At 59.0% G+C, this 16,945-nt stretch carries 15 protein-coding genes; 9 read left to right on the top strand and 6 right to left on the bottom strand.

Annotation, left to right across the window (positions count from 1 at the left end; translation table 11 throughout):
• Positions 1-32 precede the first annotated feature (32 nt).
• Positions 33-434 carry an acyl-CoA thioesterase gene (locus MME58_RS25805; protein ID WP_003378389.1) on the bottom strand — a complete coding sequence of 134 codons (402 nt, stop codon included), beginning with the start codon at positions 432-434 and terminating at the stop codon, positions 33-35.
• A gap of 432 nt (positions 435-866) precedes the next feature.
• On the opposite strand from MME58_RS25805, the gene MME58_RS25800 reads away from it, so the two are divergent.
• The 8 genes from MME58_RS25800 (at position 867) to MME58_RS25765 (ending at position 11,381) form a co-directional block, all read left to right on the top strand.
• The gene (locus MME58_RS25800) at positions 867-2,156 is read left to right on the top strand and encodes an MFS transporter (RefSeq protein ID WP_055006649.1); all 1,290 of its coding nucleotides are present in this window, start codon (positions 867-869) and stop codon (positions 2,154-2,156) included.
• Between the two features lie 167 nt (positions 2,157-2,323).
• A complete protein-coding gene (locus MME58_RS25795; RefSeq protein WP_055006650.1) occupies positions 2,324-3,322 on the top strand; it encodes a phosphate ABC transporter substrate-binding protein PstS family protein in 999 nt (332 codons plus the stop codon).
• Positions 3,323-3,465: 143 nt separating this feature from the next.
• Positions 3,466-5,751 carry an ABC transporter permease subunit gene (locus MME58_RS25790; RefSeq protein ID WP_055006651.1) on the top strand — a complete coding sequence of 762 codons (2,286 nt, stop codon included), beginning with the start codon at positions 3,466-3,468 and terminating at the stop codon, positions 5,749-5,751.
• 69 nt (positions 5,752-5,820) lie between these two features.
• Entirely contained in the window at positions 5,821-7,437 is a 1,617-nt protein-coding gene (pstA, locus tag MME58_RS25785; RefSeq protein ID WP_199727400.1) for a phosphate ABC transporter permease PstA, read from the top strand.
• Between the two features lie 66 nt (positions 7,438-7,503).
• Positions 7,504-8,337, top strand: coding sequence for a phosphate ABC transporter ATP-binding protein PstB (pstB, locus tag MME58_RS25780; protein ID WP_055006652.1), 834 nt, complete (start codon positions 7,504-7,506; stop codon positions 8,335-8,337).
• Positions 8,338-8,407: 70 nt separating this feature from the next.
• A complete protein-coding gene (phoU, locus tag MME58_RS25775) occupies positions 8,408-9,169 on the top strand; it encodes a phosphate signaling complex protein PhoU (RefSeq protein WP_055006653.1) in 762 nt (253 codons plus the stop codon).
• Between the two features lie 203 nt (positions 9,170-9,372).
• On the top strand, positions 9,373-10,263 hold the full coding sequence (locus MME58_RS25770; protein WP_054986521.1) for a response regulator: 891 nt from the start codon (positions 9,373-9,375) through the stop codon (positions 10,261-10,263).
• Between the two features lie 215 nt (positions 10,264-10,478).
• The gene (locus MME58_RS25765; protein ID WP_055006654.1) at positions 10,479-11,381 is read left to right on the top strand and encodes a peptidoglycan DD-metalloendopeptidase family protein; all 903 of its coding nucleotides are present in this window, start codon (positions 10,479-10,481) and stop codon (positions 11,379-11,381) included.
• A 59-nt stretch (positions 11,382-11,440) separates the two neighbouring features.
• Here the strand turns inward: MME58_RS25765 and MME58_RS25760 are convergent, their stop codons facing one another.
• From MME58_RS25760 to MME58_RS25740, 5 genes are all read right to left on the bottom strand, one after another.
• Positions 11,441-12,781 (bottom strand): hemolysin family protein, encoded by a 1,341-nt coding sequence (locus tag MME58_RS25760; RefSeq protein WP_054986763.1) that lies wholly within the window; start codon positions 12,779-12,781, stop codon positions 11,441-11,443.
• A gap of 99 nt (positions 12,782-12,880) precedes the next feature.
• Positions 12,881-14,203 carry a phosphate regulon sensor histidine kinase PhoR gene (phoR, locus tag MME58_RS25755; protein ID WP_055006655.1) on the bottom strand — a complete coding sequence of 441 codons (1,323 nt, stop codon included), beginning with the start codon at positions 14,201-14,203 and terminating at the stop codon, positions 12,881-12,883.
• 60 nt (positions 14,204-14,263) lie between these two features.
• On the bottom strand, positions 14,264-14,953 hold the full coding sequence (gene phoB, locus MME58_RS25750) for a phosphate regulon transcriptional regulator PhoB (protein ID WP_002555882.1): 690 nt from the start codon (positions 14,951-14,953) through the stop codon (positions 14,264-14,266).
• A gap of 167 nt (positions 14,954-15,120) precedes the next feature.
• Positions 15,121-16,011, bottom strand: coding sequence for a 4-hydroxybenzoate octaprenyltransferase (ubiA, locus tag MME58_RS25745; RefSeq protein WP_055006656.1), 891 nt, complete (start codon positions 16,009-16,011; stop codon positions 15,121-15,123).
• On the bottom strand, positions 16,011-16,571 hold the full coding sequence (locus MME58_RS25740) for a chorismate--pyruvate lyase family protein (RefSeq protein ID WP_055006657.1): 561 nt from the start codon (positions 16,569-16,571) through the stop codon (positions 16,011-16,013). Before MME58_RS25740 ends, ubiA begins: the two co-directional genes overlap by 1 nt.
• Positions 16,572-16,757: 186 nt before the next feature.
• Between MME58_RS25740 and MME58_RS25735 the strand changes: the two genes are divergently transcribed.
• Positions 16,758-16,925, top strand: a complete 168-nt coding sequence (locus tag MME58_RS25735; protein WP_054986759.1) for a rubredoxin — start codon at positions 16,758-16,760, stop codon at positions 16,923-16,925.
• The last annotated feature ends 20 nt before the right edge of the window (positions 16,926-16,945 follow it).

Genomic DNA, 16,945 nt, shown 5'->3' with positions numbered 1-16,945 from the left:
CCCGTGCAGCCAATCCATGACCGAGCGACAATTTACCGCCGCGCAGGAACCGAGCGTGTCCGGCCGCTGGAATCAATGGCCACGAATACGAATGCGGCCTCTGTGACCTTGCGCCATTCGCTGGTGACCGGGTCATCGCTCCACACTTCGACCATCATCTTGATCGAGGTACGTCCGACTTCCAGGGTGCGAGTGTAAAAGGACAGCTGCTCGCCGACAGCCACCGGGACCAGAAACGCCATGCGATCAATCGCCACGGTCGCCACCCGGCCACCCGCCACTTTACTGGCCATCGCTGTACCTGCCAGGTCCATCTGGGACACCAGCCAGCCGCCGAAGATGTCGCCAAAGCCATTGGTTTCGCGGGGAAGGGCGGTAATTTGCAGTGCAAGGTCGCCTTGCGGAGTTGGATCTTCTTGTTCGAGCTCGATCATGCCTAGGGTGCCTCTGACCCATGACTCTCATTATTGTATGCAGCGGTTAACAGGTGCCATTCAAGACCATTAGCATGAACATTATGTGTTCTGCACTGGCGTGGCCCATAGGGAAACTCTGCGAAACCCGCTGATTCAGACGTTTTCGCACAACTTCCCACGGCTGTTGACGGCTTGCGAGTATATCGGGCGTTGCGTCATAGAACGACCGCCCGGTCTTCATTTTGTGCCCGTGGCAGTTCTTGTCATGTGTTTTTTGAAACAATTTGCTATCTTGCTGGACCTCTACAGGTGACAAGACTGCCTGTACACGCAATTTTGGTGCCTACCTGCACCGTTGCTCCCGACAATCGCTTATGCACGGCACCCCGCAGCAGCCAGCGTTGCAGTCACTTGCCCCTTTTTAAAGAACAAGTAAAGAGAAGCCTTGTCATGTCATCTGTCCCTTCAAGTTCCACGCAGCCTGCGCGGCCTTTGACTCGCAGCGATTACAAAACCCTTTCGCTTTCTGCCCTGGGTGGTGCGCTGGAGTTTTACGACTTCATCATCTTCGTGTTTTTCGCGGCGGTAGTCGGCAAGCTGTTTTTCCCGGTGGACATGCCTGACTGGCTGCGCATGATGCAGACATTCGGTATTTTCGCCGCCGGTTATCTGGCGAGACCCCTGGGCGGCATTATCATGGCGCACTTCGGCGATTTGCTGGGGCGCAAGAAAATGTTCACGCTGAGCATTTTCATGATGGCGGTGCCGACCCTGATCATGGGTTTGTTGCCGACCTATGCTCAGATCGGGCTGTGGGCACCGATTCTGCTGCTGCTGATGCGCGTCATTCAGGGTGCAGCCATTGGCGGCGAGGTGCCGGGTGCCTGGGTATTCGTGTCCGAACATGTGCCTGCACGTCGTGTCGGGTATGCCTGCGGCACCCTGACTGCCGGGCTGACAGCAGGCATCCTGCTGGGCTCGCTGGTCGCCACGGCAATCAACAGCATTTATACCCCGGTCGAAGTGTCCGATTACGCTTGGCGGATTCCGTTCCTGCTGGGTGGCGTGTTTGGTCTGATGTCGGTCTATCTGCGCCGCCTGCTGCACGAAACACCTGTGTTCGCCGAGCTGCAACAGCGCAAGGCGCTGGCCGAAGAAGTGCCGCTCAAGGCGGTATTGCGTGATCATCGTGGTGCGGTTGCGCTGTCGATGCTGATGACCTGGCTGTTGTCGGCCGGCATCATTGTCGTGATCCTGATGACCCCGACCATCCTGCAGACCCTCTATGGCTTCCCGGCAGCCACGGCGCTGAAGGCCAATAGCCTGGCTATCGTGTTCCTCAGTCTGGGTTGCATCGCGTCGGGTACTCTGGCCGATCGTTTCGGCGCAGGCTGGGTGTTCCTGTTGGGCAGCGCAGGTTTGCTGGTCAGTTCCTGGACGTTCTACCACGTCCTCGGCAGCCACCCGGAGATGCTGTTCCCGCTGTATGCCGTGACCGGGCTGTTCGTCGGTACTATCGGTGCAGTTCCCTATGTCATGGTCAAGGCGTTCCCGCCGGTGGTGCGCTTCTCGGGACTGTCGTTCTCCTACAACCTGGCGTACGCCATTTTCGGCGGGCTGACGCCGATGGTGGTGACGTTCATGCTCAAGAGCAGTCCGATGGGCCCGGCCTGGTACGTCGCGATTCTCTGCGGCCTGGGCATGGCAATCGGCGTGTTTTTGCTGACCAGAAAGCGTTGAACATCGCCCGACGGGAAATCGTTCAAGGCATCCGTTAAAGCGAAAGGCTATCTCCCTGCGCAGGGCGATAGCCTTTTCATCTTATTGTCATAATCAATTCATAGAGTAGTCACAAGACTGGCCGCGAAGGCTTGTGAACACCTACATACCCTGCCAGGAGCGCAAGGATGACACTCAAGCGTTTGATGGCTGCACTGACATTGATGACCGCCGCAGTGACGGCAGCCAATGCGGTAGCGGCCGTCGATCCTGCCATCAAGGCCTACACCAGAACCTCCGGCGTGTCGGGCAATCTCTCCAGTGTCGGTTCCGATACCCTGGCAAATCTCATGACCTTGTGGGCCGAGGCGTACAAGAAAGAATACCCCAGCGTGAATATCCAGATTCAAGCGGCCGGCTCTTCCACAGCGCCACCTGCGCTGACCGAGGGCACTGCCAATCTGGGACCCATGAGCCGCAGGATGAAGGATGGCGAACTATCGGCCTTCGAGCAGAAGCACGGCTACAAGCCAACGGCTATCCCGGTCGCTGTGGATGCATTGGCTGTTTTTGTCCATAAGGACAATCCGATCAAGGGCCTGACCCTGCAGCAAGTCGATGCAATCTTCTCTGCGACCCGACTGTGCGGTGCCAAGGCGGATGCGAAGACCTGGGGTGATGTCGGGGTGAGCGGCGATCTGGCAGGCAAGCCGATCCAGTTGTTCGGCCGCAACTCGGTGTCGGGTACGTACGGTTACTTCAAGGAAGAAGCGCTGTGCAAAGGCGACTTCAAGGCCAACGTCAACGAACAGCCCGGTTCGGCCTCGGTGGTCAGCGCCATCAGCAATTCGCTCAACGGTATCGGCTACTCGGGCATTGGCTACAAGACGTCCAATGTGCGGACGGTCCCGCTGGCGAAGAAGGAGGGCGGCGAGTTTGTCGAAGACAGCGAAGCCAACACCCTTAACGGCAGTTACCCGCTGTCGCGCTTTCTTTATGTCTATGTGAACAAGGCACCCAATCAGCCTTTAGCGCCGCTGGAAGCCGAGTTCGTGAAACTGGTGCTGTCCAGGCAGGGCCAGGAAGTGGTGATGAAAGACGGTTATATTCCGCTGCCTGCCCGTGTGGTGGAAAAGACACTGGCCGACCTCGGCCTGCAAGGCGCGAGCGGTGCAGCGGTAAAGTAATCACGCATAGCTTGCAAGCGAGGCTTAATGGACTGGCCTGCCTACAAATTGAACAGTCCGCTGCCAGTTTCGTGGGCAGCGGGCTTTCTTGCGTCACCTTGCTGTAATGTTTCTGTCATACAAGGCGTCTACGGTGTGTGCGCATGAATGAGCTGTTCAAATCTACGATGGACCAGGATTCGCCTCCCGCGCGCATTGATTTCAATACGCCTGCGATGGTGCGAAAGCGTCGTGTCCGTGCGTTCAAGGATCGTCTCACGCACTGGTACGTGGCCATTGGCGGCCTCGCCGTACTGGCTGCCATCACGCTGATCTTTTTCTACCTGGCCTATGTCGTTGCGCCCCTCTTCAAAGGCGCAAGCCTGACATCCGAACCTGCGCTGAATACTGCCTGGATGCAGAAAGCGGGTACGCCGCTGATGATTGCAATCGAGGAGCAGAACCAGATCGGAATGCGTATTTCCGACAAGGGCGAAGTGATCTTTTTCAACATCAAGGATGGCGCAGAGCTGCACCGGATTACCTTGCCGCTGCCCGCAGGCGTATCCGTTGCGTCCATCGGCAAGGATCAGCCGGGTGCTCCCTTGATAGCCCTGGGCCTGTCCAACGGTCAGGTGCTGGTGTTCAGGCACTCGTACCTGACAACCTACCCGAACGACCAGAAAACCATCACCCCGAGCGTGGCCTGGCCTTATGGCGAAGCGCCTCTGGTGCTGGATGAAGCCGGTCGCGCCGTCGAGCATGTGACTGTCAGTGCCGATGGCGAAAGCCTCAAGCTGGCAGGCTCTACCGGCACTCAGCTGCACGTCATCTCGCTTGAGCAGAAAGAAAACATGATGACCGGCGAGATGACGCGCGAGCAGACGCGCATCGATTTGCCGCAGATGTCGGCTGCCGTCAAGGCGATCTACATCGACCCGCGCCAGCAATGGCTGTATGTCATCAATGGTCGCGCGCAGGCAGATGTGTTCAGCCTGCGCGATCGCAGCCTCAATGGCCGCTATAAATTGCTGGAAGACGGTAACGCCGAGATCACGGCAAGCGCCCAACTGGTCGGCGGTATTTCGCTGATCATCGGCAACTCCAAGGGCGGCATGTCGCAGTGGTTCATGGCCCGGGATACTGACGGCGAGCAGCGCCTGATGCGCATCCGCGATTTCAGGCTGGGCAGCGCGCCCATCGAGCAGATCAAGGCTGAACAGCGTCGCAAGGGCTTCATTGCCCTGGACACCTCGGGCAGGCTGGGTGTCTTCCACAGTACCGCGCACCGTACGTTGCTGATCGACAAGGTTGCCGATGGTCCAGGCATCCTGGCGTTATCACCGCGCGCCAACCGGATTCTGATCGAAAGCGGTGGCAAACTGCTGCCGCTGACGCTGGACAACCCGCACCCGGAAGTCTCCTGGAGTTCGCTGTGGGGCAAGGTCTGGTACGAAAACTACGATGAGCCCAAGTACGTCTGGCAGTCCACGGCGTCCAACTCGGACTTCGAGCCCAAGCTGAGCCTGGCACCGTTGACCTACGGCACGTTGAAAGCTGCTTTCTACGCCATGTTGCTGGCAGCGCCGCTGGCCGTGGCTGCCGCGATCTATACCGCCTACTTCATGGCACCTGGCATGCGCCGCAAGGTCAAGCCGGTGATCGAGTTGATGGAGGCGATGCCGACGGTGATTCTCGGCTTCTTTGCCGGACTGTTTCTGGCACCTTACCTTGAAGGTCATCTTCCCGGCATCTTCAGTCTGTTGCTGCTCACGCCGATCGGCATTTTGCTGGCGGGCTTTTTCTGGACGCGTCTGCCTGATTCGCTTCGCCTGCGCGTGCCCGATGGCTGGGAAGGCGCAATCCTGATCCCCGTCGTGCTGTTGGTGGGCTGGTTTTCGCTGAGCATGAGCCCGCATCTGGAGAGCTGGTTCTTCGGTGGCGACATGAGTACGTGGATCCGCGACCGACTGGGTATTACCTATGATCAGCGCAACGCGCTGGTGGTCGGCATCGCTATGGGTTTTGCGGTGATCCCCAACATTTACTCGATTGCCGAAGACGCGGTGTTCAGCGTACCGCGCAGCCTGACTCTGGGCTCTCTGGCTCTGGGCGCGACACCGTGGCAGACCTTGACGCGGGTGGTGATTCTGACTGCCAGCCCCGGCATTTTCTCCGCCTTGATGATTGGCATGGGCCGCGCGGTGGGGGAAACCATGATTGTGCTGATGGCGACCGGCAACACGCCGATCATGGACATGAATCTGTTTGAAGGCATGCGCACGCTGGCGGCCAACGTCGCGGTGGAAATGCCCGAGTCGGAAGTGGGCGGCAGCCATTACAGGGTGCTGTTTCTGGCGGCGTTGGTGCTGTTGATGTTCACCTTTGTGATGAACACCCTCGCGGAGCTGATTCGTCAGCGTCTTCGCAAGCAATACTCGGCGTTGTAAGGAAGGTAGGCGTTGGTGAAGCGGAACTCCCTCAAGAACTGGTTCAAAAGCGGTGCCCCCGGCGTCTGGATGAGTGCGGGTGCCGTATCCATCGCTGTGATCATGACCATCGGCCTGTTGGCGGTGATCGCCGTGCGTGGCCTGGGGCATTTCTGGCCTGCCGATCTGGTATCTGCGCATTACGCGGTGCCCAATCAGGAATCGAGTGTTCTGGTCGGTGAGCGGGTCGAGCAGGAACAGGTGCCGCGTGCGCGCCTGAAAAGCGCAGGTCTGCCGGTGCCTGATCAAGGACCGGAGTTCATGACCCGTGAGCTGTTCAAGGTCGGCAACCGCGATCTCAATCCCAGCGATTTCACCTGGGTCGTGGGCGATTGGCTGACCGCGCAGAGCCGTCCTGCCGAGCTGATGACGCTGGAGCGTCGGGAGTGGGGTAACTTTTACGGCTATCTGGTCAACGTCAAGGAAGGCGGCCGGATCGTTGCCGAAGGCGAGGCTGCCTGGCCGATCCTGCAAGAACGCATCAAACGCGTCGAAAAGCTGGCTGACGAGCTTTATACCCTGGAAAAGAAAGACATCGGTGCCATCAATCACGGCATTGAGCGTCTGCGCCTGCAGGCCCGCAAGCTGGAACTCAATGGCCGGCTCGACGCAGCAGCGCAAGCTGACATGGCGGCAGAGCGCGCCGAGCTGGACGCACGCTACAAGGTCATCGAAGCGCGTCTTGACGGGCTGCATCAGGCCTTTGACCGAGACAGCCTGACGGCACGCGATGCCAACGGTAAAGAGATCGAACTCAGTCTGGGCAAGGTGGTGCGTGCTTATCAGCCCAACGCGATGAGCATGCTCACCAAGCTGGGTTTCTACTTCCAGAAGTTGTGGGAATTTCTCAGCGCCGATCCACGCGAAGCCAACACGGAAGGCGGTATTTTCCCGGCGATTTTCGGCACGGTGATGATGACCCTGATCATGGCGGTGATCGTAACGCCGTTCGGCGTGCTGGCGGCGGTTTACCTGCGTGAATACGCGCGTCAGGGGCCGGTCACCCGGCTCATCCGCATTGCCGTGAACAACCTCGCCGGTGTGCCTGCGATTGTGTATGGCGTCTTCGGGCTGGGCTTTTTCGTCTATGTGCTTGGCGGTTCGGTGGATCGGCTGTTCTTTCCTGAAGCGCTGCCAGCCCCGACATTCGGCACGCCCGGCCTGTTGTGGGCATCGCTGACGCTGGCGCTGCTCGCCGTTCCGGTAGTGATCGTGGCAACGGAGGAAGGCCTGGCGCGCATTCCGTTGACCCTGCGTGAAGGCTCGCTGGCATTGGGGGCGACCAAGGCCGAGACGCTGTGGAAGATCGTCCTGCCGATGGCCAGTCCGGCGATGATGACCGGTCTGATCCTGGCTGTGGCCCGCGCTGCCGGCGAAGTTGCGCCATTGATGCTGGTGGGTGTCGTCAAACTGGCCCCGTCGCTGCCGCTGGACGGCAACTATCCTTATCTGCATCTCGATCAGAAGATCATGCACCTGGGGTTCCACATTTACGACGTGGGCTTTCAGAGCCCCAATGTCGAGGCCGCGCGTCCGCTGGTCTACGCCACCGCGCTGTTGCTGGTGCTGGTTATCGCCTTGCTCAACCTGTCGGCCGTGAGCATCCGTAACCATCTGCGGGAAAAATACAAGGCGCTCGACAATTGATCCCGAATTCGCCCTTTGGCAAACGCGGCAGTTCGATGAAGCGAATCGTTCGCACAGGAGCAATCCATGCAGCATGAAAGCCCGACCAATGGCATGAACATGTCGGCCCTGAGGCGTCACAAGCAAAGCCTGGATCTGGCTGACGAGGCCGTGGCCATAGAAGTGCCGGGGCTGAACCTGTTCTATGGCGAGAAACAGGCGCTGTTCGATATCGCCCTGAACATTCCGAAGCAGAAGGTGACCTCGTTCATCGGGCCGTCCGGGTGCGGCAAGTCAACGTTGTTGCGCTGTTTCAATCGGATGAACGACCTGGTCGATGGTTGCCGCGTTGAGGGCGCGATCAACCTGTACGGTCACAACATCTATACCAAGGGCGAGGAAGTCGCCGAGTTGCGTCGGCGCGTCGGTATGGTGTTTCAGAAACCGAACCCGTTCCCCAAGACGATTTATGAAAACGTGGTCTACGGGCTGCGCATTCAGGGGATCAACAAGAAGCGCGTACTCGATGAAGCCGTCGAGTGGGCGTTGAAAGCCGCTGCGCTCTGGGATGAAGTCAAGGATCGACTGCATGAGTCGGCGTTGGGTTTATCCGGGGGGCAACAACAGCGTCTGGTCATTGCCCGAACAATCGCCGTGGAGCCGGAAGTCCTGCTGCTCGACGAACCCTGTTCGGCACTTGATCCGATTTCGACCCTTAAAGTCGAAGAACTGATCTACGAACTGAAATCCAAATACACCATTGTGATCGTTACGCACAACATGCAGCAGGCGGCTCGGGTGTCGGATTACACCGCGTTTATGTACATGGGCAAACTCGTCGAGTTCGGTGATACGGATACGTTGTTCACCAACCCGGCAAAAAAACAGACAGAAGACTACATCACCGGTCGTTACGGCTAGGACGTGCTTCGTCAGACCTGAACCACCGCTGCGTTTTCGCAATTAACCGGACGTTCCAAGGACACCCAGCATGATCCACAAAGACAGCCATACGCATCACATTTCCCAACAGTTCAACGCTGAACTCGAAGACGTTCGCAGCCATTTGCTCGAAATGGGTGGCCTGGTCGAGAAGCAGGTGAACGATTCGGTCACGGCACTGATCGAGGCCGACTCCGGTCTTGCCCAGCGTGTTCGCGAGGTCGACGACCGAATCAATCAGATGGAGCGCAGCATCGACGAAGAATGTTTGCGCATTCTGGCTCGTCGTCAGCCTGCGGCGTCCGATCTGCGCCTGATCATCAGTATTTCCAAGTCGGTAATCGACCTGGAGCGCATTGGTGATGAAGCCACCAAGATTGCCCGCCGCGCCATCAAGCTCTGCGAGGAAGGTGAGGCACCGCGCGGTTACGTCGAGGTACGTCATATCGGCGATCAGGTGCGCAACATGGTGCGCGATGCCCTGGACTCGTTCGCGCGCTTCGACGCCGAACTGGCCTTGTCGGTTGCGCAGTACGACAAGACCATCGACCGCGAGTACAAGACCGCCCTGCGCGAGCTGGCGACCTACATGATGGAAGATCCACGCTCGATCTCCCGAGTGCTGGACGTCATATGGGTGCTGCGCTCTCTGGAGCGCATCGGCGACCACGCACGCAACATTTCCGAGCTGGTGATCTACTTGGTGCGCGGTACGGACGTACGGCACATGGGTCTCAAGCGCATGAAGGAAGAAGTGCAGGGTATATCGAGCGAAACCGCTAATGTTCCGGACGACGCTGACGATAAGTAAGATTGCCTGCGAGAAAAACGCCCGGCATGTGCCGGGCGTTTTTCGTTGCGCAGACGAGTATTCCCGTCGCCTGCGGATTAAATGTCGCGGCGCAGTCAATCAATATGGCAGTTGGCCATCGGTCAACGCTATGCTTGCCGAAACAAAGGGCGTGTTGGCATAACGCAGTTCGCCTCCAGGTGAACACGCCCGCAGGAGCGTCGATGAGTAAGGTCAGTGTATTGGTGGTGGATGACGCGACTTTCATTCGCGACTTGGTCAAGAAAGGGCTGCGCAATTATTTTCCCGGGATTCATACCGAGGACGCAGTCAATGGTCGCAAGGCTCAGACGTTGCTGGGCAAAGAATCATTCGATCTGATTCTGTGCGACTGGGAAATGCCGGAAATGTCCGGCCTCGAGCTGTTGACATGGTGCCGCGAGCAAGACAATTACCTGAGAACCGTCCCGTTCATCATGGTGACCAGCCGCGGTGACAAGGAAAACGTTGTGCAGGCTATTCAGGCCGGAGTGACCGATTTTGTCGGCAAGCCGTTCACCAACGAGCAGTTGCTGACCAAGGTCAAAAAGGCGCTGGCGAAGGTCGGCAAGCTTGATGCCGTCATGTCCACGGCCCCGGCGCGCATGAACTCGCCGCTCAATGACTCCCTCAGTGCGTTGACCGGTGGCAAGGCCGAGGTGGTTCGTGCCGCGCCAGCTGCTGCGCCTGCCGGCCTCACCAAAGCCCCGCCAGCTGCAGCCAGATCGGCCGAGCCTTCCGGTCGTGGCCAGGGGCAATTGCGTCTGCCCAACGGTATTCAGTCCTGTGTGATCAAGGCCCTGACGCTGAAGGACGCGACACTGGTCATACGCGTCAGCGAAAATCTGCCGCAGGTACTCGACAGCGCGGTTCTGGATCTTGAGCAAGGCGAGAGCAACGAGATTGCACGCCTGAACGGTTACCTGCACTCCGTTGCTGCGTTCGAGCAGAAGCCTGACAGCGAGTGGCTGCAAGTGACTTTCCGCTTTGTCGATCAGGATGCACAGAAGCTCGACTATCTGTCCCGTCTGATCGCGCGTGGCACGGCCCAGAAACACTTTATTCCGGGCGCCTGATCCGCGCGCGGATCGTTGCCGACGCTCCGCGTGACATCCTCGCTCCACGATCCGCTGCCCGCAGCCCGGCGCGGTGTTCCAAAACACCGCGTATCGCGCATTCTGGCGTGCCTTCCTTGACGCCTCATGCATGTCCGATTGATACCGTTGAGTCCTCTTCTGCCTGCAAGGCTGCTAGGCTTGGCACCCAGTGCCCTTGAGTCCGAACGTCCCTGATGCGTGAACGCCTGCTTATCCTGTGTGCCCTGATGTTGACTGTACAGTCGGCCGGGGCGGTCACGATCTATAAATTCACCGATGCCGATGGCGTGGTGTCCTTCTCGGACCGCCCTACGCCGGGCGCGTCGGTGATGGTGTTTCGGGACCGGATGGTCGAGCGTATCGACGGCCAGGTGCACTTGAGTGTCAGGCGCGAGAAGGGCGTACACAGCCTGTATGTGCGCAATGACTTGTACGCCCCGGTCGAGGTCGAACTCAGGCTTTCCAGTGTAACCAACGTGCTGGGTGTCTCTGGCTCGTCAGCAACATTGCGCCGCACGATCCCTGCGCGCAGTAACGAGCGCGTGGTGGTCTTGAGCCCCAAGGTCGGCAGCAAGCCGATGAACTACGCTTCGGTGCTGACTTCAACCCTGGGCGATCCAAGAGGCTCGGTGCAGGCCTATAAATACCCGTTGCCCTGGATCGGCGGTCCGTTTCGTCTGACTCAGGGACCGAATGGCAAATACAGCCATTTCGGCGTGAAGGGGCGCTACGCCATGGACATTGCCATGCCTGAAGGCACGCCGATCATCGCAGCGCGAGGCGGCACGGTGGTCAAGATCGAAAACAGCCAGTCAGGCCGGGGTTCGAATGCGTCAGGCAACTTTGTGCGCATTCTGCATGAAGACGGCACGATGGGCGTCTATCTGCACCTGATGCGCGGTTCGGTGAGTGTCAGGGAAGGTCAGCGGGTCAGCGTCGGCACTCCGCTGGCACGCTCGGGCAACACCGGCAACAGCACCGGCCCGCATCTGCACTTTGTCGTGCAACGCAATTCGGGTAACGAACTGGTCTCGATACCCTACGAGTTCGCCAGACCGGTGCAGAGCCTGCCCAATTTCGCCGTTGGCGGGAATTGAGCTGGGGCCATTCATAGCTCCACGCTCTGCGTCCGGTTTGACAGGCGGCGCTGATCGGGTCAATCCAGCTTCAGTACCTTGGCCAGGACGATCTTCGGGCCTTTCATCTTCTTGATGATGATGCGCAGGCCTTCGACTTCCATTTGCTCTTCTTCTTCCGGTACGCGCTTGAGCGTGTCGTAGATCAGACCGGCCAGTGTCTCGGCTTCGATATGATCCAGATCGATGCCCAGCAGGCGCTCGATCTTGAACAAGGGCGTATCGCCGCGCACCAGCAGCTTGCCCGGCTGATACGCAAGAATGCCGCGCTCTACCTTGCGATGTTCGTCCTGGATGTCGCCCACTAGCACCTCCAGCACATCTTCCATGGTCAGATAGCCAACGATCTTGCCGTCGGCCTCTTCGACCACAGCGAAATGTGCGCCACCCTTGCGGAACTGCTCCAGCAACTGCGACAGCGGCATGTGCCGGGAAACGCGCTCCAGCGGCCGGGTCAGTTCAGCCAGGTTGAACGACTCCGGGATGTGGTCCAGCGCCGCCAGCTCCAGCAACAGGTCCTTGATGTGCAACAGGCCGACAAACTCGCCACGCTCAGCGTCATACAGCGGGTAACGGCTGAATTTGTGGCGGCGGAACAAGGCGAGGATTTCCTTGAGCGGCGCATTGAAATCCAGCGAAACCATGTCTTCGCGGGAGTTGGCCCAGTCGACCACTTCCAGCTCGCCCATCTCGACAGCAGACGCCAGCACGCGCATCCCCTGATCGCTCGGGTCCTGGCCACGGCTGGAGTGCAGAATCAGCTTCAGCTCATCGCGGCTGTAGCTGTGTTCATGGTGCGGGCCGGGTTCGCCCTGGCCAGCGATACGCAAAATGGCGTTGGCGCTGGCATTGAGCAGGTAAATCGCCGGGTACATCAACCAATAGAAGAAGTACAACGGCGCCGCTGTCCACAGCGACAGCAGTTCCGGTTTGCGGATCGCCCATGATTTTGGGGCCAGCTCGCCGATGACGATGTGCAGATAGGAAATGATGAAGAATGCAGTAAAGAACGATATGCCTTTGATCAGCTCCGGAGTATCGACGCCGATTGCCGCGAGCAACGGCTCCAGCAGATGCGCAAATGCCGGTTCACCGACCCAGCCCAGTCCCAGAGAGGCGAGGGTGATCCCTAGCTGGCAGGCCGACAGGTAGGCATCCAGCTGGCCGTGGACCTTGCGCAGAATGTGCCCGCGCCAGCCGTTCTTGTCGGCGATGGCTTCAACCTTGGTCGAGCGCAGCTTGACCATGGCGAACTCTGCTGCAACGAAAAAGCCGTTGAGCAGGACCAGGAACAAAGCAAAAAGAATCATGCCGAAATCGGCAAAGAGTGAAGACAGGTTAAAACTAGGGGAAGGGTCCATGATGGGGTTTTGCAGGGTCCGTATTAACAGAAAGAGAATAATGTCACGCCGCAGAGGACGCTATGAACCCGGCAATGTAGCGGCTCGAAGCATGATTGCCTAGTAGTCTGAATCGTCGCTCGCAGGTTTGGACAACTGGCCGCTGGCAAAGTGACAGGTAAAAACACTGCCCTTGCCCGGAACACTGTTGATTTCAAGATGGCCGCGATGGCGCAGAAGCACATGTTTGACGATGGCCAGGCCCAGCCCCGTGCCACCGGTATTCGATGCGCGGCTGGTGTCCACCCGATAGAACCGTTCTGTCAGGCGCGGCAGGTGTTTGGCCTCGATGCCGATGCCCGAGTCCTGCACGCTCAGGTGCGCGCCCCGTTCGTCGGCCCACCAGCGAATACGGATCACACCCTCTGCCGGGGTGTATTTGACAGCATTGAAGATCAGGTTGGAAAACGCGCTGCGCAATTCGCTTTCGCTGCCCTTGAGGCGCATATCGCTTTCCAGGCTGAGGTGTATCTGCTGATTTTTGCTGCCCGACAATGCGTTGGCATCGGCGGTGATGGTCTTGAGCAAGGTATTGACCATTACCGGATGATTGTCGGAGGGGTAATCAGTCGCTTCAAGCTTGGCCAGCAGCAACAGGTCGTTGAGCAGCGTCTGCATGCGCCCGCCTTGCTGATGCATCTGCTGCAATGCCCGCATCCAGCGCGGATTGACCTCGTCCACGTTGTCGAGCAGGGTTTCCAGATAGCCGAAGATCACCGTCAACGGCGTCCGCAGCTCATGAGATACGTTGGCGACGAAGTCTTTGCGCATCTGTTCCAGCTGATGGATGCGCGTCACGTCGCGCACCAGCATCAGGTGCTCATTGTTGCCGTAGCGGGTAATCAGCAGCTGGATGCGTACGCGGTCGCTGGTCGGCGAGGGGATCTCCAGCGGCTCGCTGTAGTCGCCCAGCGCAAAGTACTCCTTGAAGCGCGGATGTCGCACCAGATTGGTCACAGGCTGGCCACTGTCCTGTGGCGTCTTGAGGCCCAGCAGGGTTTCAGCGGCACGGTTCCACCACTCCAGATTGCCCTCACTGTCGAGCATGATCACGGCATCGCGCAGGGCGGCTGTGGATTCCTGTACCCGGTCGATGACGGCCTGCAGGCGACCGCGGACACGCTGATCACGGCGTTGCAGGTGGTAGATGCTGTCGAAGACTTCGCCCCACAGCCCGTAACCGTCCGGAGGAGGCTCATCAGCCTTGTGGCTGCTCAGCCAGTCATGCAGGCGCAACAGTTGCTTGAGGGTCCAGGCCAGATACAGGCCCAGGCCGGTGGCCAGGCTCCAGCCATACTGCCCACTGATCAGGCCGACCAACAGGCAGGCGGTGACCAGCAACAACATGTGACGTATCAGGGTGCCGTGCCAATTTTGATTCAATTAGGGGTAAATCCTTGTCTGGTCTGCACTGGCTGTCGCCCTGCGTCGACGCAACGACTGTCAGCTCTTTGTAGAGAACCGGTAGCCAGTGCCGCGCACGGTTTGTACCAGATTTTCATACGCATCGCCCAAGGCCTTGCGCAGGCGGCGAATATGAACGTCCACCGTGCGCTCCTCGACGTAGACGTTGCCGCCCCAGACCTGATCGAGCAGCTGGCCACGGGTGTAGGCGCGCTCCTGGTGGGTCATGAAAAACTGCAGCAGACGGTATTCGGTCGGACCCATTTCAGCCGGTTTGCCGTCGATGGTGACGCGGTGGCTGATCGGGTCGAGCAGCAGACCGCCGACTTCGATAGGCGCTTCGCCGTCAGTCGGACCCGCTCGACGAAGCACGGCCTTGAGGCGTGCAACCAGTTCGCGGGGCGAGAAGGGCTTGGTGATGTAATCGTCAGCGCCGACTTCCAGGCCCTGAATCTTGTTGTCCTCTTCACCTTTGGCGGTCAGCATGATGATCGGGATATCCCCGGTCAGCTCATCACGCTTGAGGCGGCGGGCCAGCTCGATGCCGGATGTGCCTGGCAGCATCCAGTCGAGCAGAATCAGGTCGGGCTTGCGGTCGACAATGATCGCGTGGGCCTGCTGAGAGTTTTCGGCTTCAATACAGTCGTATCCAGCCATTTCCAACGCAACGGCGATCATTTCACGAATAGGCGCTTCGTCGTCAACGATCAGGATGCTCCTGCCAGCCATGCTCGAACCTCTTGTCATTTAACTGTCTTGGGGCGCATTAGATAACGGAATTATTGCAGTCGTGTGACAGACAGGGATGAGGCTAGCACGCCGATAGGCCGCGAAGGCCCGTGGGCCTCGCGATCCTGCATTTATTTCAATCGGAAGGCGGGTGGCGGAGGCGGCCTTCAGCGCACTGCGTAGTCGGCGACGATACCGAGAAATATCGCCAGCCCGGCCCAGTGGTTGTGCAAAAAGGCTTTGAAGCAGGCGTCTCGCTCGCGCTGACGGGTGCTCCAGAACTCCCAGACGAAGCATCCTGCTGCGGCGAGCAGGCCAGTGTAGAAGCATGCACCCAATTCAAACCGCGCACCGGCCAGCATCAGGCAACCGAGCGCCAGGCCTTGCAGCGTCAGAATGATCACCCGGTCAGCGTCACCGAACAGTACGGCCGTGGATTTCACGCCGATTTTCAGGTCATCGTCACGATCAACCATGGCGTAATAGGTGTCATAGCCCACGGTCCATAGCAGGTTGGCGATATACAGCAGCCATGCTGCCGCTGGCAGGTCACCGGTTTCTGCAGTGAACGCCATCGGCATGCCCCACGAAAACGCGGCACCCAGTATCACTTGCGGGTAATAGGTGTAGCGCTTCATGAACGGATAGCAGGCAGCCAGCGCCAGACCGCCGAACGACAGCCAGATCGTTGTCGCGTTGGTGAACAGCACCAGCACAAAGCTCAGTCCGACCAGCACCGCAAACAGCACCAGCGCTTCCCGTGAACTGACTTTGCCGCTGACCAGAGGACGCTGCTCGGTGCGTTTGACGTGGCCATCCACCTTGCGGTCGGCGAAGTCATTGATCACGCAGCCTGCTGCGCGCATCAGAAATACGCCGAGGACAAAAATGAACACAGTCTTGAGCGATGGCGATCCCTTGCCTGCAATCCAGACCGCCCATAGGGTTGGCCATAACAACAGGTAAACGCCAATGGGCTTGTCGATACGCGTCAGCTGGATGAAATCCCAGGCGCGTGGGCTCAGACGATTGAGGGATTTGAGAAGGGACAGGTACATCAGGCGTGGTCCTTGTCATGGATCGCATTGCACAGCGCGGGCAGGAAAACTTCGGCGACCAGTACGCTCAACGCACCGCGGCTGAATCGCGAGCGGCGTGCCCACAGTCCGCGCGCTGCATCGGCAGCAGGCAGCCAGGCCTCAGGGTAATGACACACTTCAAGCGGGCCGCGCACGAACGCGGGATCGCTGAACAGCAACTCACCGAGCGAGCGAGTGCCCAGATCATCCATATTCAGACCGCCTTCCTGCAAGGCGCTGCGGGCGGCGACACTGCGGGCGAATACCCAATGGATGTCATTGCCACGCAAGTAAGCCTCACGCACCCAGCCTTCGCTGGTCGCTGGCAGGTCAAGCGCCAGACATTCATCACGGCGCAACGCCTGCCAGCCTTCGAACTGCGGGAGTACGCTGAAGCCGCCGTCGGACAAACGGTTCAGTCGGCGTGTGAGGGAGTCCTGATTGAATAACCATTCGAGCAACAGCGGTTCGGGCGCATCGATCAACTGCTCGCGCCTGAGCCAGATCGGGCTAATGAATGCGGGGGATTGCTGGGTCACGGTAAGCCAGTTCCGGCAGCCAACGAGGCCGCGAGCTTAGCATGATTGAACGCCTCGACCGATGGCCGGCAGAACCTCAGGTTATAGAATCGGGCTTGCATCCGGGCCTGCCGATCAGTACAACGCCCGTTCAGACGGCAATCGATCGTCGTATGCTATCCAGCCTGATAAACGAGAGAACCGAACATGAAGAAGTGGCAATGCATCGTCTGTGGCCTGATCTACAACGAAGCGGACGGTTGGCCGGATGACGGTATTGCGCCTGGCACGCTCTGGCAAGACGTACCGGAAGACTGGCTCTGCCCGGATTGTGGCGTGGGCAAAATGGACTTCGAAATGATCGAAATCGCCTGATTGCTGCCCGCCGACGAAGC

This window comes from Pseudomonas syringae pv. tagetis, assembly GCF_022557255.1.
GTDB classification, from domain to species: Bacteria; Pseudomonadota; Gammaproteobacteria; order Pseudomonadales; family Pseudomonadaceae; genus Aquipseudomonas; species Aquipseudomonas caricapapayae.
This window is presented reverse-complemented; position numbering and strand designations above follow the sequence as displayed.